At 71.1% G+C, this 19,213-nt stretch carries 16 protein-coding genes and 1 pseudogene; 8 read left to right on the top strand and 9 right to left on the bottom strand.

Annotation, left to right across the window (positions count from 1 at the left end; genetic code table 11):
• Positions 1 to 166: 166 nt before the first annotated feature.
• Positions 167 to 631: a cupin domain-containing protein gene (locus IE316_RS12270; RefSeq protein WP_190204287.1), complete on the top strand. Its 465-nt coding sequence runs from the start codon at positions 167 to 169 to the stop codon at positions 629 to 631.
• Between the two features lie 608 nt (positions 632 to 1,239).
• Here IE316_RS12270 and IE316_RS12275 read toward each other — a convergent pair.
• Complete coding sequence (locus IE316_RS12275) at positions 1,240 to 2,106, bottom strand: hypothetical protein (RefSeq protein ID WP_190204288.1); 867 nt, start codon at positions 2,104 to 2,106, stop codon at positions 1,240 to 1,242.
• On the opposite strand from IE316_RS12275, the gene IE316_RS12280 reads away from it, so the two are divergent.
• The 4 genes from IE316_RS12280 (at position 2,062) to IE316_RS12300 (ending at position 6,587) form a co-directional block, all read left to right on the top strand.
• On the top strand, positions 2,062 to 2,481 hold the full coding sequence (locus IE316_RS12280) for an acyl-CoA dehydrogenase family protein (RefSeq protein ID WP_190204289.1): 420 nt from the start codon (positions 2,062 to 2,064) through the stop codon (positions 2,479 to 2,481). The genes IE316_RS12275 and IE316_RS12280 overlap by 45 nt on opposite strands.
• 535 nt (positions 2,482 to 3,016) lie before the next feature.
• On the top strand, positions 3,017 to 4,015 hold the full coding sequence (locus IE316_RS12290) for an STM4015 family protein (RefSeq protein WP_190204290.1): 999 nt from the start codon (positions 3,017 to 3,019) through the stop codon (positions 4,013 to 4,015).
• Positions 4,016 to 4,446: 431 nt separating this feature from the next.
• The gene (locus tag IE316_RS12295) at positions 4,447 to 5,139 is read left to right on the top strand and encodes a response regulator transcription factor (RefSeq protein WP_308438914.1); all 693 of its coding nucleotides are present in this window, start codon (positions 4,447 to 4,449) and stop codon (positions 5,137 to 5,139) included.
• Entirely contained in the window at positions 5,136 to 6,587 is a 1,452-nt protein-coding gene (locus tag IE316_RS12300; RefSeq protein ID WP_190204291.1) for a HAMP domain-containing sensor histidine kinase, read from the top strand. Before IE316_RS12295 ends, IE316_RS12300 begins: the two co-directional genes overlap by 4 nt.
• Positions 6,588 to 6,790: 203 nt before the next feature.
• Here the strand turns inward: IE316_RS12300 and IE316_RS12305 are convergent, their stop codons facing one another.
• Positions 6,791 to 8,950, bottom strand: coding sequence for an MMPL family transporter (locus IE316_RS12305; RefSeq protein ID WP_190204292.1), 2,160 nt, complete (start codon positions 8,948 to 8,950; stop codon positions 6,791 to 6,793).
• A 95-nt stretch (positions 8,951 to 9,045) separates the two neighbouring features.
• Here IE316_RS12305 and IE316_RS35515 point away from each other — a divergent pair, with 95 nt between their 5' ends.
• Together IE316_RS35515 and IE316_RS12315 are read left to right on the top strand one after the other, a co-directional pair.
• Positions 9,046 to 9,399 (top strand): CGNR zinc finger domain-containing protein, encoded by a 354-nt coding sequence (locus IE316_RS35515; protein WP_229910359.1) that lies wholly within the window; start codon positions 9,046 to 9,048, stop codon positions 9,397 to 9,399.
• An 85-nt stretch (positions 9,400 to 9,484) separates the two neighbouring features.
• Positions 9,485 to 9,670: pseudogene (locus IE316_RS12315) on the top strand (helix-turn-helix domain-containing protein); the annotation flags it as partial.
• A gap of 333 nt (positions 9,671 to 10,003) precedes the next feature.
• Here IE316_RS12315 and IE316_RS12320 read toward each other — a convergent pair.
• The 7 genes from IE316_RS12320 to IE316_RS12350 form a co-directional block, all read right to left on the bottom strand.
• On the bottom strand, positions 10,004 to 11,317 hold the full coding sequence (locus IE316_RS12320; protein WP_190204293.1) for an MFS transporter: 1,314 nt from the start codon (positions 11,315 to 11,317) through the stop codon (positions 10,004 to 10,006).
• A gap of 270 nt (positions 11,318 to 11,587) precedes the next feature.
• Entirely contained in the window at positions 11,588 to 12,541 is a 954-nt protein-coding gene (locus IE316_RS12325) for a catechol 2,3-dioxygenase (protein WP_190204294.1), read from the bottom strand.
• Positions 12,538 to 13,620 (bottom strand): 4-oxalomesaconate tautomerase, encoded by a 1,083-nt coding sequence (locus IE316_RS12330; protein WP_229910360.1) that lies wholly within the window; start codon positions 13,618 to 13,620, stop codon positions 12,538 to 12,540. The genes IE316_RS12325 and IE316_RS12330 overlap by 4 nt, the downstream gene beginning before the upstream one ends.
• The gene (locus IE316_RS12335; protein WP_190204295.1) at positions 13,617 to 14,312 is read right to left on the bottom strand and encodes a 4-carboxy-4-hydroxy-2-oxoadipate aldolase/oxaloacetate decarboxylase; all 696 of its coding nucleotides are present in this window, start codon (positions 14,310 to 14,312) and stop codon (positions 13,617 to 13,619) included. The genes IE316_RS12330 and IE316_RS12335 overlap by 4 nt, the downstream gene beginning before the upstream one ends.
• Entirely contained in the window at positions 14,312 to 15,070 is a 759-nt protein-coding gene (locus IE316_RS12340; protein WP_190204296.1) for a PIG-L deacetylase family protein, read from the bottom strand. Before IE316_RS12340 ends, IE316_RS12335 begins: the two co-directional genes overlap by 1 nt.
• Positions 15,071 to 15,118: 48 nt before the next feature.
• Positions 15,119 to 15,772: a GntR family transcriptional regulator gene (locus IE316_RS12345; protein WP_190204297.1), complete on the bottom strand. Its 654-nt coding sequence runs from the start codon at positions 15,770 to 15,772 to the stop codon at positions 15,119 to 15,121.
• Positions 15,773 to 15,976: 204 nt separating this feature from the next.
• Positions 15,977 to 17,620, bottom strand: a complete 1,644-nt coding sequence (locus tag IE316_RS12350) for a subtype B tannase (protein WP_190204298.1) — start codon at positions 17,618 to 17,620, stop codon at positions 15,977 to 15,979.
• Positions 17,621 to 17,758: 138 nt separating this feature from the next.
• Between IE316_RS12350 and IE316_RS12355 the strand changes: the two genes are divergently transcribed.
• Positions 17,759 to 18,961 (top strand): ROK family transcriptional regulator, encoded by a 1,203-nt coding sequence (locus tag IE316_RS12355; RefSeq protein ID WP_190204299.1) that lies wholly within the window; start codon positions 17,759 to 17,761, stop codon positions 18,959 to 18,961.
• Positions 18,962 to 19,213 lie beyond the last annotated feature (252 nt).

Genomic DNA, 19,213 nt, shown 5'->3' on the forward strand with positions numbered 1-19,213 from the left:
CGCGAGGGGACCGAAATCGAGCCAAAAGGGCCCCCCGCCCTGGCGCCCGCCCTCGCCGCGGGCAATGATTGAACCATCAACCAAATGGTCTGCCCGGTGGCATCCCGGCGGCCGTCCGGCGACCTGGTCATCCCTCGTGCTCGACCCACAGCAGAGGAGAACTCACATGAGCTTCCCGCTCGTGCGCAACCCTGGCGAAGGCACCCTCTACCGCTATTACGACACCGTTCAGGAGCAGGTCGTGTCGACCTCCGAGACGCGGGGAGTGGCCACCGTCCTGCGGCTGACCATGCGCCCGTCGGACGCGCCGCCCCTGCACAGCCACAGCCGGGAGGACGAAAGCTGGGTGATCCTGTCCGGCCGCGTCCGGTTCTGGGTCGGATCGGCCTCACTCGACGAGTGTGACGTCCATGACGCCGGGCCGGGCGCCTATGTCTTCGGCCCCCGCCTGGTTCCCCACACCTTCCAGCCGATCACTTCGACGGCCGAGGTGCTGCAGATCAACAACCCCGGGGCCATCGAGGGCTACTTCCGGTCGGTCGGCTCCGCCGACGCGCGTCACGACACCGACCATACCGACCTGCTGGCCCAGTACGGCGTGACACTGCTGGACGGCCCGCCGAAGACATGAGGCCCTTCTGGCGCGGGCCACCTCTCGGGTGATCCCGGGCCCCGAGGCTTCCGGAGCGGGGGAAAGCTCAAGGGAGAACACCCAGCCCTTTCCCCGCCGAGCGTCTTGCGTGGGCGGCCGTTGAGCTGGGCGGCCGTTGAGCTGGGCGGCAACGGCGTCCAGGTGTTCGTGGCTGTTGACGGACAGGTCGGAACCCCGGACGAGCGTGAACGCGTAGTGGTGGCCCCCTGCCTCCCGGCCGGCCGAGGGCGCCTCATGGCCGTCAGATGGACGTGTTCACCGTCCAGGACCTCGGCCCCCGCAGTTCGCGCGGTGCGACCGGGAGGCAACACGCCTTCGTGACTGCGGACCGTCTCATGCGAGACATACAACTCTCCGACGCCCTGCCGCAGCGGGGCATCCGTCGTTAGGTACCGCAGAACAATTTGTTGACCGTACGGCAACTGCGGGGCGGCCGCAGGCGGTGGTCTTCGCGTTTCTGGCCCCCCACCGAACGCTCCGCCGTGCGAAAGCCCGAGGCCAGAGCCGGACGCGCATCGCATAGGTCCCGGCCGGCCCGCGGACATCGCGTCCATCGGTCACTGGAGACACCTCCGCGCATGCTTCTGTCACGTGGCCATGGGTGCCTCCTGGTGGGCGGCGACCGCCCTCGCCAGCAGTGCCGGGTCGGCCAGCGTGGCGGGGTGGCGCAGCATGTAGGAGACGTTGTTGAACGCGCGCGTGACGTTCCCGTCGAGGAGGGTGGCGGCCGTGATCTGTTCCACGGCCCACCGCTGCCGCGCGATGTCCTCCGGCACGTCGGTGCCGTCCCGCGCGTCGAGGCGGGCGGCGTCACCCCCGGCGGAGACCGCCCAGGCGACGTCCACGACCACCTGCTGGAGACGGAAGAACTCCCGGGCCACCGAGCCCAGGTCGGGGCCACCGCCGAGGTGGAAGGCCAGGCAGGAAGCGTGCAGCGCGGCGGAGCTCATGCCCTGGCCGTAGACCGGGTTGAACGACGCCACGGCGTCCCCCACGCTGACCAGGCGTGCGGGAAAGCGGCTTACGTCGGTGAAGTGGCGTCGTCGGCTCTCGGCCTGGTGGTAGGTCACCACGTCGCCGATGACGGCGCCCGCGGTGGCCGTGGTGAGAATCGGGGGCAGTTCGGCGCACGCCTCGCGGAAGGCGCCGACCGTCCGGCCGGGCCGACTGTCGCCGTACCCCATCAGCATGACGATCCACCGCTCGTCCTCGATCGGATTCGCCGCCGCGACGGACACCCCGCCCGAGGGGTAATCGGGCGAGAAGAGCGCCAGGGCGCCGGGGGCCTCCAGCTCAGCGATGTCCACCGGCCGCGTGAACAGGCCCGTCGCGTAGTTGATGGGGGCTTCCAGCCGCTCCAGCCCGGGCTGGTCGTGACCGTCCTGCCCGAGCCAGTTGGACTCGGCATCGTGGTCGATGTCCTTGCCGAGCGGACGTCGCCGAACCCCTCCCACCCCACGCTGGCCGACTCTCCCGGCGCCCGAAGGAAACTCGCCGTCGCCGCGCACAAGATGGACACCGCCGAGCGGCGCATGCTCGGGATCGCCGCCGCAGTCGACGCCACGCAGCCCGGCGAGGTGCTTGCGGCCGAAGAGCGGGCGCGGCTCCGCATGGATCTGATCACCGAGATGCGGGAATCTCGTAGCGCACTGGAGGACTTGCTGGACCTGCACGGATCCACCGGCCTGGACAGCTCCAACCCGCTGCAGCGGTACTGGCGGGACTTCGCGGTGGGGTCGCGGCACGTCCAGTTCACCTCCCACGTCGTCGAAGAGGACTACGGCGTGCTGCTGCTCGGCATCGACGAAGCACCCTCCGAAATGCTCTGAGGACGAGACCCGAAGGGCGACGCCGGGCAGACATGGATCTCGACGTGCCCAAAAGCGTCCTGGTGTCAGGCAAGGGCCCGGCGGTGGGCGACCTCCGTCACCTCGCCGCCGCGCTCGTCCTGCCAGGAGTAGCGCAGCAGTGAGGGCTCATGTGCTTCCAGCACCTCGCACGGCACCACTCCGCTCCACCCCGGCTTCGGCTGCGCCCCCGAGGAGTCGCACGACATGGTGAGCGTCGGCGTCCAACGCGCAGCCCGGCTCAGCGCCACGGGACCGACCTCGCTCGCCCCCGCCCGGCGCAGCGAGTGAAACGGTCGGCCGGTCGCGGGCAGCGCACGGAGTGCCGCGGGCCTGCGGTGCGCCTTCGTGACAACGACAGCCGTACCGGTCGTACCTGTCAGGGAGTACCTCAACTGACACGACCGGCATCCTGGAAGGGTGAGTCTCGGCGTTTCACTTGCGGCTGTGGAACTGTCGTGCGGAACAAGGGCGCTCGACGCGCCGGATACCTCGTACGGCGGGAGCAGGCAGGCACATGCGGACCAAGGACGACCACCTCACCGAGCTCTACGGGCTCCCCGCCTTCACGTTTCCCGAGGAGCGGCACGCGGCCGACGTCGTGTTGCCCGAGGCCGACGCCGTGGCCTGGCGGATCGGATACGAGCGAGGGACCACCGACGAGCGGTGGACGGACACCTTCGAGCGGCTGTGCGCGGCCGTGGACAGCACGCGCATCCGCGCGCTGATCATCGGCATCTGGGGAGACCCGGAGGACACCGAGCCCGACGAGGTCATGAGCGCGCTCCTGGGCGCACGGGATCGGCTGACCGGGCTGCGATCCCTCTACTTCGGCGACATCACCGACGAAGAGTGCCCGATCTCCCGGATCGGCCAGACCGACGTCACGCCGCTGCTCGCGAGCTGTCCAGCGCTGGAGGAGTTCTCGGTCCGGGCCGGCGAGTCCTACGACATGGAAGGGCTGCACCCGCTCAGGTTCCCCCGCATACGCCACGACGCGCTGCGCAGACTCGTCGTCGAAAGCGCGGGCCTGCGCGGCCACGTGCTGCGCGGGGTGGGCGAGAGCGAGCTGGCCGCGCTGGAACATCTCGAACTGTGGCTGGGGGCGCACGAGGACGGGGGTGACGGCGAGATCGCCGACCTCGCGGGGATCCTGTCCGGACAACGGCTGCCCCGACTACGGACCCTCGCCCTGCGCAACAGCGAGATGCAGGACGAGGTCGCGGCGGCCGTGGGGACCGCACCCGTCGTCGCCGGCCTCGACGTACTCGACCTGTCGCTCGGCACACTGACCGATACCGGCGCCGAGGCGCTGCTCAACGGGCAGCCGCTGACCCACCTCAGGAAGCTCGACCTGCACCACAACTACCTGAGCGAGCAGATGAGACAGCGTGTCCGGGACGCACTCGAACCCGCCGGCGTCGAAGTCGACCTCGACCCGTCCGACGCCGAGGCGGACGAGGACGAGAACGGTGTGCCGGTGCCCAGCATCAGCGTGGGCCCGCTCACGTACTGACTGCCCTGCCGGGCGCGCTGCTGGTCCGGATCCGTCCGGAACCGCCCTGACGTTCCGGCCCGTCCGGACACGCCCGCCGCCCGCCGCCCGCCGCCCGCCGCCCGCCGCCCACCGGCCACATCGGACGGCCGCCACCGGGTCCTTCGTGTCGTTCACCCCGGACCTGCCCGGTGGCCCGGGTAGGCCGGCTCCTCCCACACGTTTCGAGCGTCATCGACCTCGCCGCACGCCGCCTGGCCGGCTGGGCGATCGCCGACCACTCACGCACCGACCACGGAGCCCACTGCCCGAGCAGGGCCTTCACCGCAGCCCGCGGATCAGCAGCGGTCGGCGGAGCGCGAGCGCGGGCCCCAGCGACGTTCTCAGCCTGGTCTCAGGTCGATCGGGGACAATGAGCGGCAAAAACATCGACGGGAAGGGGGCGGGCGGGCGTGCGGATCATGATCGCGGATGATGAAGCGGCCATCCGTGAGTCGCTGGAGCGGGTGCTCCAGGTCGAGGGGTACGACACCAGCACCGTCGCCAACGGTTTCGCCGTGCTCGACGGGTTCGTCGGGGCCGACGGCGACACGCTGGATCTGCTGATCCTCGACGTGATGATGCCCCGGCTCGGCGGACTGGAGACCTGCCGGCGGTTGCGGGCCGCGGGGCGGGATCTGCCGGTGCTGATGCTGACCGCCCGTGACCAGGTCTCCGACCGGGTCACGGGGCTGGACGCGGGCGCCGACGACTACCTGCCCAAGCCGTTCGCCACCGAGGAGTTGCTGGCCCGGGTGCGGGCCCTGCTGCGCCGGCGGACCCCGGCCGACGGGGAGTCGCAGATCCTGTCGTTCGCCGACGTCCGGCTCGATCCCGACCGGTTCGAGGCGTGGCGGGGCGGACGGCCGCTACGCCTGACCCGGACCGAGTTCTCCCTCCTGCAGGTCCTCATGAGCAATGCGACCCGGGTCCTGACCCGCGACGCGCTGTTCGAGGCGATCTGGGGCTTCGACATGAGCGCCACCGCCAACAACCTCCAGGTGTACGTGAGTTACCTGCGCCGCAAGATGGAGGCCGAGGGTGAGCCGCGATTGATCTACACGCTGCGCGGCCTGGGTTACGTGCTGCGGGAGACTCCTCCATGAGCAGGCCCGCCGGCCGGGAACCGCGTCGGCTGACCCGATGGTGGCGCCGGCGGTCCCTGCGGGCCAGGCTGACGGTGATCGCGGCGACGGCCATCGCGGTCAGCGTGTTCGTGGCCTTCCAGGTGGCCAGCGAACTACTGGGCGGGGAGTTGCAGGACAGCGCCGAGAAGCAGATGCGCGCCGACGCCCGCGTCCTGGCGACGAACGCGCGGCGCGCCGGTGCGGCCCAGGTCCAGCTACCGCCTTATCCCGGATCCGGTCGGCTGGTGCGGGTCGTCCTTCCCGACGGCTCGACCCGGACGCCGGCCGGCCAGCCCGCGCTGCCCCCCGTCAGCGAACACGCCGAGCGGGTGGCGCGGGGCGCGTCGGCCGACCTGATGGAGTCGAACGACAGTGACGAGGACGGCTACCTCGTCTACACGGTGCGGGCGGGCGACGGCGCGGTCCAGGTGGCCCAGGTCGTCGACGACAGCCCGATCAACCAGTTCGGGTTCGGCATGCTGCTGATCGGGCTGCTCTGCGTCGCCGGCGGCACCCTGGTCGGGCGGACCGTGGCGCGGACCGGCCTTGCACCGATCGACCGGCTGACCGCTGCCGCGGTACGTGTCGCGCACACCCGGGATCTCGACGCCGACATCCCGGACGAGGGCGGCGGGGAGATCCGGCGGCTGATCCAGTCGATCAACGACATGCTCGCCTCGCTCCGGGACTCCCGGCGGGCCCAGCGGCTGCTCGCCGAGGACGCCGCCCACGAACTCAAGACCCCGCTCACCAGCCTGCGCCTCAACGTCGAGCTGCTGATCCGGCTCGATCGGCGCGGCACCCTGGACAGCGCACTGCCGGCGGCGGGCCGGACCCGGCTGCTCAACGATCTCGGCGCCCAGGTGGCCGAGTTGAGCACCCTTGTCGCCGAGCTGACCGACCTCGCGCGCGGTGACGTCAGCGACGAGAACACCGAGCTGCTCGACCTCGCTGACGTGGTGGCGGCCGCCGCGACCCGGGCACGTTCCCGCGCACCTGACATCGAGGTCGCGCTCGACGTGACCTCCGTGTGGGTGAGCGGGCGTCCCGCTGCGCTCGAGCGGGCGGTGCTCAACCTCATCGACAACGCCGGCAAGTGGTCCCCCGCGGACCAGCCGGTCCAGGTCCGGCTCCGTGCCGAGGACGCGTCGGTGGTGCTCGAGGTCGACGACGCCGGGCCGGGCATCGACGACGCCGACGTACCGCGGGTGTTCGACCGGTTCTACCGTGCCGACAGCGCCCGGGCGCTGCCGGGCTCCGGTCTGGGGCTGTCGATCGTGCAGCGGGTCGTCGACGCCCACGGCGGCCGGGCCGCCGTCGCCCGCTCCGCACGTGGTGGCGCGCTGCTTCGGGTCGACCTTCCGGCCGCGGCCCCGCCCGCCCCGATCGCGCGGCTCACCGCCGGGGAGGACTCCGCGGCGCGCTGACCCGCCCGGCGGTGCGGCGCAGGACGGGGGACGGCGCCCCTCGGACATGGTCCCGCGCGGCTCACCGTCGACGCAGGACACCGCGGTGCGCCGGCCCCCGCCCCGGCAAGTGGCGCGGGACCGAAGGGCGGCGGCCATCGGCCCCGTGAAAGAGACCGGGACGGGCCTGGGGCCCGTCCCGGATCTCGTCCGTACCGCCGCGTTCACCGTTGCAGCGCGGGCTCCTCGTCGTCGGCGAGCGGCTGTTGCCCGTCCGGCAGCTCTGCCGCTGGACGGGACAGCCGGCTCGGCCACCACATCCGCCGGCCGATCAGCACAGTGAGAGCGGGTACCAGGACCGACCGCACCAGCAGGGCGTCGAGCAGCACGCCGAAGGCGACCAGGAACCCGACCTCGATCAGCATCACCAGCGGAAGGGTCGCCAGGACCGCGAACGTGGCCGCCAGGACCAGACCTGCCGAGGTGATGACACCCCCCGTGGCCGAGAGGGCTTTGAGCATGCCCTTCTCGGTGCCGAGGCGCACGGTCTCCTCCCGGGCCCGGCTGGCCAGGAAGATGTTGTAGTCGACGCCGAGCGCCACCAGGAACAGGAATGCCAGCAGCGGCACCGCATGGTCGACACCCTTGAACCCGAGGAGCGTGTCGAAGACGAACACGCTGCCGCCGAAGGCCGCCGCGAAGGAGACGATCACGGTGGCCATCAGGACCAGCGGGGCCACGATCGCGCGCAGCAGCAGCCCGAGGACGATCAGGACGACGGCGAGCACCAGCGGGATCACCAGCTTCTCGTCGCGCTCGGTGGTCACCTCGGTGTCGAGGTTCTCCGCACTCGGCCCGCCGACGATCGCCTCCGCTCCGCGCACCGCGTGCACGGCCGTGCGTACCCGCTTGATCGTGTCGTACTCCGCGGCGGTGTCCGGTGCGTCCTTCGGGAACACGGAGATGTCGGCCCAGCCACCGCTGGTCTGCTCCGGGACGGCCAGGGCCACGCCACGCGTGGCCTTGACGACGTCGAGGACCCGCTCCTGGTGCGCCGGCCGCGTGAAGACCGTCATCGGCTGGCCGCCGAGCTCCGGGAAGTGCTGGCGCAGCACGGTGAAGCCGGTGACCGACTCCGGCGCGGACAGGAACTGGTCCTGCTCCCGCAGGGCGCCCGTGTTGCCCGCCAGCCCGAGGGCGAGTACGCCGAGGACTCCGAGCGAACCGAACGTCGCCAACCACCGGCGGCGGCTGATGGCGGCGCCGAGCCGTCCCCACAGCCCCGGCTTCTCCTCCACGGCTGTGCTGAACCGCGGGATGGCCGGCCAGAAGATCCGCCTGCCGAGCACCACGAGCACCGCTGGGAACAGCGTCAGCATGGCCACCAGCGCGCACAGGATGCCGGCCGCGCCGATCGGGCCCAACCCGCTGGTGCTGTTCAGGTCCGCGACGAGCAGGCAGAGCAGACCGGCGACCACGGTCGCCGCGGACGCGACGATGGCCGGCGCCGCGCCGCGCAGCGCGTGGACCATCGCGACCCGGACGTTCTCATGGTGGTGCAGTGCCTCCCGATACCGAGCGATGAGCAACAGCGCGTAGTCCGTGCCGACGCCGAACACCAGGATCGTCAGCAGCGCCGAGTTCTGGTCGTTGACCACGATGCCGAAGCCCTTGACGAGCAGGTAGACGGTCCCCATCGCGGTCAGTGCGGCCGCGCCCACGGCCAGCAGCGGGATGATCCACAACACCGGACTGCGGTAGGTGAGGATGAGCAGGAGCGTGACGACGACGATGGTGGTGAGGAGGACCTGCACGTCGATGCCGTCGAAGACGGCGTCCATGTCGCCGTCGATCGCGCCCGGGCCGGTCACGTCGAGTTCCAGGCCGGAGGGGCGGTCCTTCGCGGCGTCACGCAACGGGCCGACGATCTCCTCCGGCGCGCCGTAGGCCGTGCTCACCTCGAGGGTGAACATCATCGCCTTGCGGTCGGCGGAGGGACTCACCGATGAGCCCTCGTCATCAGCTTCACCCTCGTCGCCCGCAGCCGTCGCCTTCGGCGGGTACCGCTTGGCCAGGGTGTCGTAGTGGCGCTCGACCGTCGCGCGGTCGGCGGCGGTCATACCGCCGGCGCGGTGGTACACGAAGACGAACGTGTTGTTGTCACCGCCGGGAAGACTGTCGTCCAGCGCCGCCACCTTGGTGGACTCGGCACTGGCCGGCAGGGTGTCCACGGCGCTGTCGGTGGTGACCGAGCTCAGCTTTCCGCTCAGCGGCACCATGCCCGCCGCCAGCACCAGCCACAAGCCAATCACCACCCAGGGCACCCACCGGCCTGCCAACCGACCGGCCGGCGCTTCCCCGGACGGCGCTGCGTCGACTGCCATCACTAGCCTCCTGCATAGGGGTTGCATCACTTGTCTGGATGCGTGCTTCCTACTGAGCGAAGCTGAGACGACTGTTAATACGGTGGTCAGGCTGGTTGGCCGAACGATGCGCCCGGCGCGCACGCACCAACGTGGCGGCGTCGGGGTGTGCCGACGAGCACGCGGACGAGGTCCAGGAGCGGTTCGAGTACCGCGATGTCACCGACCGGATCCTGATGCCCTGGCAGAACTGCTCGTCGCCGGCGAGGTCCGCTCTCGCGGTCGTGGCCGGCGACGCGGTCGACACGCTCGGCGGCCTCCGCGTCGGCACCATCAAGGTGTGCGCGGGAACCGACTGCGTCGCGGTCTTCCTCGACGCCACCCGCGGCGAGTTCCGCCGCTGGTGTTCGATGAACACCTGCGGCAACCGGGCGAAGAAAGACGCCATGCGTGTGCGAGCCGCCCAGTGACGTCACGCGGTGCGCGCAAGGCGGAACTAGGGCCTGCGTGCCCTGAATCCGCTGTGTGCTCAGCGCGGGCCGGCTCGGGCCTGCCCTGCTCGGTGATGCTCATGCTCAGTGGATCGAGCCGTTCGTCAGGCTGAGTCCGGTGCGGTTCTACCGGCTCGTGGCGCTGGTGCGTCGGCGCGGTGGTGACGTCCAGCGGGGCCGGCCGTGGCGGTTGCCGCTGGGGGACCGGGTGTTGCTGGTCGCTGTGTACTGGCGCACGAACCCGACGTTGTGTCGACGGCACACACGTTCCCACCCGCGACGGCGGCATCGCAGCCTAGAGCAAGGACTACCGGTACTCGACGAACCGCGCTGGGCGATGACCAGGCCGGTCCCCGTCATCGCGGCGAGCGGAGGGACCCGAGCGCCGTCGGTGCGGCGGGCACCGCGCACGGCCTTGCCGTCCACGGCGAGCCGACTTCCGGCAACTGTGTCCAGCGCGTCCCTGCCGATGCGTTGGAGGACACGACACACGGTGACCTCGGCCGGGGCGAAAGCGACGGCCGCCCACGCAACACGCTCGGTCGGGGGATACCGGCCGAGCGGCTGCGGAGGCTGCTCGCGGTCAGACCGTCGCGGTCGTCCGCGACTTGATGGTGAGGGCGGCCGCGGTCATCATGAGCGCGCCGAAGAGTGCGGCGCAGGCGTACATGGCGAAGCCGATGTCGGCGTTGCCCGCCTCGAGGAGGGCGCCGCCGATCCACGGGCCGAAGATGGCGCCGAAGCGGCCCATGCCGGAGACCCAGCCGAGGGCGGTGGGGCGGTCCTCGTCGTCGTGGTGGGTGCCGACCGTCGCGTAGACCATGGTCTGGCCGGAGAAGAGCAGCAGCCCGGCGAGGAAGACCACCGCGTACAGGACGCCGACCGGCATCTGGACGCCCATGAGGTAGACGAAGACGGCGGTCAGCAGGAACCAGGCGATGACGACCTTGCGCGGGCCGATGCGGTCGGCGGTGCGGCCGGCGACGAGCATGCCGCAGATGCCGCCGACGTTCAGGAACGTCGAGAAGAGCAGTGAGTCGCCGGTGTCGTAACCCAGGTCGACCATGATCTTCGGCAGCCACTGGCCGACGCCGTAGACCAGGAGCAGGCCCGCGAAGGAGGTCAGCCAGAAGCACAGGGTGGTGGACCACTGGCGGTTGCGGAAGAGGTTCTTGAGTGCGTCCAGCTTGTCCCCGCGGTGGGCCTTCGGTTCGGCCAGTTCGGTGCCGTAGGCGGCGGCGAGCCGCTCGGCGTCGGCGTGGCGGCCGCGGGTGAGCAGGTTGGCGGGCGACTCGGGCAGCAGCTTGACGGCGACCGGGAGCAGGATCAGGGCGGGCAGCGCGGAGGCGATGAAGGCCGTTCGCCAGCCGTGGTCGTCGACCAGCCAGAGGGCGATCAGCGGGGCCAGGGCACCGCCGGTCTGGTGGGCGGTCATGATGATGCCGGTGGCGAGGGCGCGGCGGCCGCGCGAGGTGAACTCCATGCCGTACGAGATCGCGATCGGCAGCAGTGCCCCGAGGCCGAAACCGCACACGAAGCGGAAGAAGCCGAACTGGCCCGAGGACTGGGACCAGCCGGTGCCCAGCGTGGCGAGGGTGAAGATCACGACGCTGACGAAGACGGTGACGCGGCGGCCGATCCAGTTCGAGGCCATGCCGGACAGGATCGTGCCGAGCAGCATCCCGAAGTTGGCGTAACTGCCGATCGTGCCGGCCGTGTCGGGGGTCAGGCCGAGGCTGTGGCCGCCGAGCATCTTCGGCAGCACGGAGCCGTAGATGAACGTGTCGATGCCGTCGAGGAGGACGAGCCCCCAGCACAGGGCGATGACGGCGGTGCGACTGCGGCGGGTCGCTGTCCCGGTCGCCTGGGCGAGCGGGGAGGTGGCGGAGGAGGACATCGTTGTTTCCTCTCGTGCGGGACGCCAGGACGGGGCTCTGGTCCTGGCTGCAAGGGCGATGGGGCCGGTGCGGCTCGCGCGGCCGGTGGGGAGGACGGACGGAGCGCGCCCCCGAGCTGCGGACTCCGCGCGGGGAGCCTCGAACTCGCTGTGGCGTAGACGTTAAGAAGCCATGGCCGTCAGGTCAACGCTTTTGTTGACAATTTCGGTGACGATTTGGCCCCGGGGTACGGACGGCCGTTCCCCGGGGCCTGAAGGGACAAGGTCACATCAGGGCCGCACGGGCGGTGTGCCGTGCGTGTGGAAGGACTCGATGGTCTTCAGGCCCCATGCCTGGCCCCTCTTGCGCTCCTCCTCGGTCCAGGTGATGAGCGGCCAGTCGGGGGCGAGGACGAGACGGGTGAGGGGGTTGCAGAGTTCGATGCGGTTGCCGCCGGGTTCGTAGACGTAGAGGAAGAACGTCTGCTGGATGGCGTGCTTGTGCGGCCCGGTCTCGATGAAGACACCGGTGTCGATGGCGAGGTCGGCGGCGCGCAGGACGTCCTCGCGGGTGTCGGTGGCGAACGCGATGTGATGCAGACGGCCCTCACTGCCGGTCCAGTCGGACGTGTAGACGACGTCGTACGACTTGTCGGTGTACGTCAGCCAGCGTGCCGCGATCCTGCCGGAGTCGAGCCGGATCTGCTCGGTGGGGCGGGCGCCGAGGAGTTGTTCCTGCCACTCGGCGTTGGCGAGGACGTCGGCGGCGAGGAAGTTGATGTGGTCCAGGCGGCGGACGCCGACGCCGCGGTTGGGTTTGGCCTGCGGCTGGTTCTTCAGTGCCGGCCGCAGCTCCTCGGGGGCCTGGTAGTGCTCGCTCTCCCAGTACAGGGCGTGTTCGTGGCCGTCCGGGTCGGTGGTGACGTAGAGCCGGCCGAGACCGGGCTCGTCCTCGGTCCACTTTCCCGTGCCGCCGGCCGCCTCGATCGCCGCCACCCGGCGCCGGAGCGCCTCCTCGCTGGAGGTGCGCAGGGCGAGCCGGCCGAGTCCGGGCTGTTCGCGGGCGGTGAGGACGAGGCTGTGGTGCTCGTAGTCGTCGAAGGTCCGCAGGTAGACGGTGTCGCCGTGCTGCCCGTTGACGGTCAGGCCCAGGAAGTCGGTGAAGAAGGCGACGGAGGCGTCCAGGTCCGGGGTGAAGAGCTGGGTGTGGCCGATGTGGGCGATGTCGCCGAGGGGCGGGGTCATGAGCGACCTCCTGTGGGTGGTACGGGGAAGACGGTGCCGTCGAAGATCTTGCGGGCGGTGCGGACGACGGCGGTGCGACGGGCTCTCGGGCCGCCCTCGGGGGAGCGGTCGATGCTGCTCTCGATGTCCGTGAATCCGCTGGGATGCTCGATGCGGAGCCGGTCGCCCTCCTCGGGGAGGGCCGCGATGCCGTGCGCGACGCTTCCCTCGATCCGCAGCCCGGCCGCCACGCTCGCGGCGCCGAGGACGCCGATGGAGGTGTGGACGCGGGCCGGGATGAAGGTACGGGTGGTGACGGCGCCGCCGTGGCGGGGCGGGGAAAGGAGGGTGAGTTTGGGGACGGTGGTTGCGGTGACGTCGCCGAGTCCCATCAGCTTCCCGGCTTCCAGCCGGATGCCGTGGAGCCGGGCGGTCAGTTCCCGGTCGGTCTCCAGGGCCTCGGGGTCCTCCCGACCGGTGACCCCGAGGGCCTCGGCCGGGATCAGGACGGTCGGCATGCCGTTGTCGACGCAGGTGACGTCGATGCCGGCGACCGTGTCGCGCACGTTCCCCGTGGGCAGCAACGGCCCCTTGCGCGGGGGGAATTCGACGACCACGGCGGCCGCGCTCCCGGGGACACCGGAGATCTCCGTGTCGCCGTTGTAGTCGACACGGCCGTCAGGGGTGGGGAACGTCGCCGTGGCGATGTCACCGGAGTTCACCATGCGGATGCGCACGGATGTCCCGCCGCTGCCCGCTGGTACGAGTCCGCGCTCGACCGCGAACGGGCCGACCCCGGCGAGCAGATTGCCGCAGTTCTGGCGGTCCGAGACCACCGCTTCGTCCACGGCGACCTGGAGGAAGAGGTAGTCGACATCGGCCTCGGGGTCGGCCGACGGGGACACCACGGCGACCTTGCTGGTGAGGGGGTGGGCGCCGCCGAGGCCGTCGATCTGGCGCGGGTCGGGGCTGCCCATGACCCGCAGCAACAGCTCGTCGCGGACGGTCTCCTCGGTCGGCAGGTCGTCCGCCAGGAAGTAGGCGCCCTTGGAGGTGCCGCCGCGCATCAGCATGCAGCGGACCCCCGCGGGGCCGGTCACGACCCGGCCTCCTCGTAGGTGCGGTACTCCACGCCGAGTTCCCTGAGCCTGTCCCGCAGTCCGTAGCGGTCCAGGCCCAGTTCGCCCTCCAGGAAGGCGGCGCGGGCGGCGGCCTCCTTGCGCTCGCGGGCCTCGGACGCCTCGGCGGTGTCGCGGGCGCGCTCACGCGGGACGACCACCACGCCGTCGTCGTCGGCGACGATCACGTCACCGGGGCGGATCACCTGCCCGCCGATCACGATCGGTACGTTGACGCTGCCGCCGGTCGCCTTGACCGTGCCCTGCGGGCTGACGGCGGCGGACCAGGCGGGGAAGCCCATCGCGCGCAGTTCGGCGGTGTCGCGGACACCGGTGTTCAGGACGACGCCACGCACCCCGCGACGGGCGAGGGCCGTGGCGAACAACTCGCCGAACAGTCCGTCCGCGCACGGCGAGGTGGTGGTGACGACCAGGAGGTCGCCCTCGCCGCACTGCTCCACCGCCGCGTGGATCATGAGGTTGTCGCCGGGCCAGCACAGCACCGTGACGGCGGTGCCGGCGACGCGGACGCCTTGCTGGACGGGGCGCAGATGCGTGCCGAGGAAGCCGGTGCGGCCCATGGCCTCGCCGACGGTGGCTGTCCCGTGGCCGGCGAGCGCGGCGACGTCCTCCGGGGCGGCCTTGGGCGGGTTGGTGACGACGACGCCGGGCATCAGGCGAGCTCCTTCGCGATCTGCGGGTAGGGCCGCATGTACGCCTCGGCCATGGTCCTGTGGGCAAGACCCAGGTTCGGGCCGGCGTTCCGCTTGAGCTGCACCCCTCGGCGTACGGCGAGATCGGTGTAGTAGTCCCACAGGTGCTGCTGGGCGCCCAGGCACTCCATGGCCTTGCGCTTGGTGTCCCAGACCTCGGTGATGTCGAGGAGGACCTCGGGCTTGAAGCCGCTCATCTCCGGCTGGTGCGGTTCGAAGTAGAAGACGGGCGGGGCGCCGATGATGCCGCCCTCGCCGGGATAGCCGATGGCCTGGGCGAGGACACGGGCCTGAAGAGCCATGCGGTTGGCAGCCGGGTGGTCGCCGTTGTACGGGTCCTCGACCGGGTGCGTGAGCACGACGTCCGGCTGCGTCTCCCGGTAGAGGGCGACGAGCCGGTCGGTCAGCTCGGCCGTGGCGACGAGCGGATAGTCGCCGGCGTCGAAGAAGCGGACCTCGGCGCCGAGCGTCGCGGCGGCGCGCTCGGCCTCCTCCCGGCGGATCGCCTTGATCTCGTCGAGCTTCTTCCCCTCCCGCCACGCCTTCGCCGACTCGCCGCGCTCGCCGAAGGTCAGGCACGCGATGGTGACCTTCTCGCCCCGGGAGGCGGCCAGGGCGATGGCGCCGCCCGCCCGCCACACGAAGTCACCGGCGTGCGCGGTGACGACGAGGGTCGATCGGGGCGGTGCGGTGACGGGTGCGCCGTTGCCGTGGGTCATGCTGCATCTCCTTGGTGACAGGTGCCGCACCCGCCCCAGGTGTGCGTTTCAGTCGGCGCGCAGGGCGTCGATCACGCTGCTGAGGTGGGCGCGCACGGCCGTCTCGGCCGCTTGCGGATCCCTGGCCCTGATCGCTTCGATCAGGGCCAGGTGCTCGCTCAGGGACTGCTGCGGACGTCCCGGCCGCAGCGCCAACTGGAAACGGTGGCGCACCAGTTGGGCGTTGAGCCGCTCCAGGAGACCGACGGCCGTGTGCTGGCCGGAGGCGTCCCGGATCAGGCCGTGGAGGTCCTGGTTGAGCTCGGAGTAGGTGACCGGATCGCCGTCGGCGACCGCCTTGGACATGGCCTTGCCCAGGCCGGTCAGCTCGTCGAGCTGCGCGTCGGTGGCCGCGGTCGCCGCCTTGGCCGCGCACAGCCCTTCGAGCGCCAGCCGGCACTCCGTGATCTCCACGGCCTCCTCGACCGTCACCACCCGCACCCGCGAACCGCGGTTGCGGATCCGCTCGACCAGCCCCTCGGAGGTCAGATCCAGCAGTGCGGCACGCATGCTGGCACGCGTGACGCCGTAGCTCTCGGCGAGTTCGTTCTCCACCAGCCGCTGGGCCGGCGCCATCTCGCCCCGCAGGATCGCCTTCCTGAGCCGCTCCAGCGCGTACTGCTTGGCCTGCTCTCCGGAGCCTGGACGGGCTTCCTTCGGCATCTGCCCTCCCTGAGTGAGTGCCTGTCGACGCTAAATCTAGGGCAACAGAATTGTCAACGATTCTGTTCTCACTCTTGGGCGGGGCTCGTCGCGGCGGACGGGGCAGGCGGCGCCCGATGGCCTTCGTCGAGGGTCAGGCCGCCGGGGGGGGCGCTGCCGCCCGCACCGCCGGCTCGCCGTCCTGCGGTGACGGCACGTCGGTGGCTAGCTCTTGTGGCCCGTCACCTCGGCGACCCACTTGAAGAAGTCACCCGGGTCCTCGTTGGTGGCGTGGCCCTTGTCCCAGTAGTACGCGTGGTCGACCTCGTCACCGAGGTTGTCCACGGCCATGGCGAGGTTCGCGGCGACCGTCAGCGCGGTGTCGGTGTCGGAGGTGCCGAGCCGGATCCACCAGTGCCTGGAGCGGTGCGGGTTGCGCTCTTCGAGAAGGTGGAACATGGGGTTCATCAGCTTCAGCTTCTCGGGGATGTCGCTGTCGACCCGCTTGCCGCTGAGCCCGGTGGTGTCGTTCCTCGCGCTGTACGCGGTGAAGTGACGGGCCTTGGTGGTGCCCTCGCCGAACTCGTTGTTCTCGCCGGCGGACAGGTCGAACGCGTCGAACGCCGGCTGCGTCTTCTTGCGCCGGGCCACGTGCGCGAGGTAGCCCTCCCATGTGAAGACGGCCCGGTCGTTCTGCCATGTGATGAACGTGTTCTCGGCCAGGTACGTCTCGCGCTCGGAAGCCGGCAGGGCCGCGAGGTACTTCGTCGCCGACGGCCGCAGATAGTGTTCGAGGAGGTAGTCGGCGTAGTTGCGGGCGGTGATCTTGCCGAAGCGGGAGCCCTTGAGGCCGCGTAGGTTCAGGCTCGCCTGATACTCGGCGAACTGCGACCGCAGCTCCTTCGACACGTTCTGGTCGACGGTCTTGCCGGTGCTCTGGGTGGGCAGGGTGCCCCAGTTCCACTCGTAGGCGCCGTCGGCGTGCTCCAGGTCCGTGATCGGGCACCAGGCGCCGGTCGCGAAGATCGCGTCGGAGGCGTCGGCCGCGCCGGCCTGCCTGAGGTACGGCTCGTAGATCTCGCTGTCGCCGGAGGCGCCGAGCAGGGCCGAGGAGGCGCCGCCCGCGCTGGTGCCGGTGGACACGATCCGCTCGACGTTGCCCGGGACGCGCCCCTTGTTGGCGCGGAGGTAACGCACGGCGGCCTTCAGGTCGACGATCACCGCGGGGGCTGTGCCGTAGTAGGTGCCGGAGGAGTCGGTCAGGCTGCGGCCGCGGGTGCCGGGCTCCACCACGACGTAACCGGCGACCAGGGCCAGCTTGGCGAGGTTCACCATGCCGTTGACGGCACCCGTGCCACCGGCCATGCCGCCGCCCGTGCCGCCCGACGGCATGCCGCTGGGCATGGGATCACCCGTACCGCCGCCCATGCCGGTCATCTCCAGCTTGGCCTGGCCCACGCCGGTGGCGTCGGCCACCGTGGAGGGCATGTACGCCCCTACCGCGTTGGCGAGCACGATCGGGGCGTTCGAGGCATCGACCGCCTTGCCGTCGATCGTGACCGGGACGCTGACGACCAGGCTCTGGTGGCCGGAGTCGCTCGGATGCGTGACGTAGTCGCGGGCCTTGTAGAAGCGGTACGTCACCGAGTGCTCGGTGCCGGACGCGTCGGCGATCGACTCGGTCTTCTTCGTGAAGTCGTCCCTGTCGAAAACCAGGGAGCCGTCGGCCGAGGTCCCCGCGCTGTCGGTGCCACCCGTGTTCTCCGCCTGTGCGGTCAGGGTGATGCCGCCGACGGCCGCGGCCCCCGCGGCCGCACCGAGTCCTATGACGACGCTCCTGCGGTTCACTGCCCTGTGCTTCACGATCATCTCCTTGCATGGCGGGATGCCCGCCGGCTGTCGGGACTGCCATTTGGAGTGTGCGACTCCGGATTTTTATTTTCAACGGTTGAAAAATTAGAAGACCGTGAGACCGGGAGTGCTGTGGCGACCAGGCACAATCGAGACGTGAACACCCCCGCTCCCACCGACTCCGCGGCCGTGCGCCGGGCCAACCTCTCCTTGGTCCTGCGCTACGTCGCCGCGCACGGCCCGTGCGCACGCACCGAGGTCGCGGCGGGCACCGGCCTGGTGCACGCCTCGGTGACGGCGCTCGTCGCCGACCTGATCGACCGCGGCCTGGTGGCGGAAGCGGGCGCCGCCGCCTCGACAGGCCGCGGCCGTCCGCGCCGACCGGTGCGCCTCGTGCCCGGGCGAGTGCGGACCACAGCCGTTCATGTGGCCTGGGGGTACAGCACGGTGATGACGTCCGACCTGGCCGGTGTGACCGGCCGACCACGCCGACTACCGAATTCCGGAGGGCCGTTCGGGCCGTTGGAGGTCCTGGCCGATGACATCGCCTCCGCCGTCGACGCCGTCGGTCCCCCGGAGCCGGGAGTCCATCACGGCCGTCTGGTGATCGCCCTGTCCGGACCGGTCACCGAAAGGGATCAGGACGCGCCGAGCCCTGCGCGCAGCGCCTCGCACCTCGCCCGGCTCGTGGCCGACCGGCTGCCCGGACCGCCGTGCCCCGTCGACGTGGTCAACGACGCCAAGGCGGCGGCCTTGGCCGAGTACCACGCCCTTGCCGTAGGGGGTGGCACCGTCGCGTACGTGAAGTCCGACGCGGGAGTGGCCGGTGCCTTGATCGTCGACGGACGCGTCTTCCACGGCAGCCACGGCCTGGCGGGGGAGCTCGGCCACATCCCGGTCTCCCTCGACGGACCGGTCTGCCGGTGCGGCGCGACCGGCTGCCTGACCACGTACGTCAGCACCCGCGCGGTCCTGGAGGAGGCCGGCCTCGGCGGTTCGACCGCACCTCACCACGTCAGTGCCGCCCTCACCGAACTCGATCACCGCCTGCGTGCGGGGGAGCCGGTCGCTCTGGCCGCACTGGACCGCGCCGGGCACGCCCTGGGCGCCGCACTCCAGTCGCTCGCCGGAGTGGCCGACCCCGACCATGTCGTCCTCGGAGGCCGGCTCGCCGACTGGCTCCCCTGGCTGAGGCCCGGCATCGACGCCCGCCTCGCCGCGCGCCGGGGCGCCTTCCCGGCCTTTTCCCCTGCCGTCACGCCCGGGCACCTCGGTGACGAGGCGGCCCTCCACGGCGCGCTCGCCGCCGGACGCGAACACATCCTCGCCGACCCGGCCGCCGTTCCGAAGGGAGCCTGATCCCGGCCGCGCGGGTACCGCTGCCGGCGATGGGGCTCAGGACCTGCCTCCGGCCACCCCGCGCACCCCCGACACCGACCGCCCCGCCGAGGCGATCCTGCGCGCCGACCTGGCCGACCACCACCAGGACGTGCGCCTTCGTCGTGCCCTCCACCGCCGACGGCCGCCCCGCCCGCATCGCCGCCCCCTCGCCGACGACCAGGACCGGCACCTGGCCCGGTGGCTGCGCCACCATGACGCCCGATGATGTCC

Origin of the sequence: Streptomyces fumanus (genome assembly GCF_014655295.1) — a bacterium.
Classification (GTDB): Bacteria; Actinomycetota; Actinomycetes; order Streptomycetales; family Streptomycetaceae; genus Streptomyces; species Streptomyces fumanus.

Bases quoted from the DNA above. Each gene is read 5' to 3' on its own strand.
- IE316_RS12270 (WP_190204287.1), top strand. From the start codon at position 167: ATGAGCTTCCCGCTCGTGCGCAACCCTGGCGAAGGCACCCTCTACCGC.
- IE316_RS12290 (WP_190204290.1), top strand. From the start codon at position 3,017: ATGCGGACCAAGGACGACCACCTCACCGAGCTCTACGGGCTCCCCGCC.
- IE316_RS12300 (WP_190204291.1), top strand. From the start codon at position 5,136: ATGAGCAGGCCCGCCGGCCGGGAACCGCGTCGGCTGACCCGATGGTGG.
- IE316_RS12305 (WP_190204292.1), bottom strand. From the start codon at position 8,950: ATGGCAGTCGACGCAGCGCCGTCCGGGGAAGCGCCGGCCGGTCGGTTG.
- IE316_RS12320 (WP_190204293.1), bottom strand. From the start codon at position 11,317: ATGTCCTCCTCCGCCACCTCCCCGCTCGCCCAGGCGACCGGGACAGCG.
- IE316_RS12325 (WP_190204294.1), bottom strand. From the start codon at position 12,541: ATGACCCCGCCCCTCGGCGACATCGCCCACATCGGCCACACCCAGCTC.
- IE316_RS12335 (WP_190204295.1), bottom strand. From the start codon at position 14,312: ATGCCCGGCGTCGTCGTCACCAACCCGCCCAAGGCCGCCCCGGAGGAC.
- IE316_RS12340 (WP_190204296.1), bottom strand. From the start codon at position 15,070: ATGACCCACGGCAACGGCGCACCCGTCACCGCACCGCCCCGATCGACC.
- IE316_RS12345 (WP_190204297.1), bottom strand. From the start codon at position 15,772: ATGCCGAAGGAAGCCCGTCCAGGCTCCGGAGAGCAGGCCAAGCAGTAC.
- IE316_RS12350 (WP_190204298.1), bottom strand. From the start codon at position 17,620: ATGATCGTGAAGCACAGGGCAGTGAACCGCAGGAGCGTCGTCATAGGA.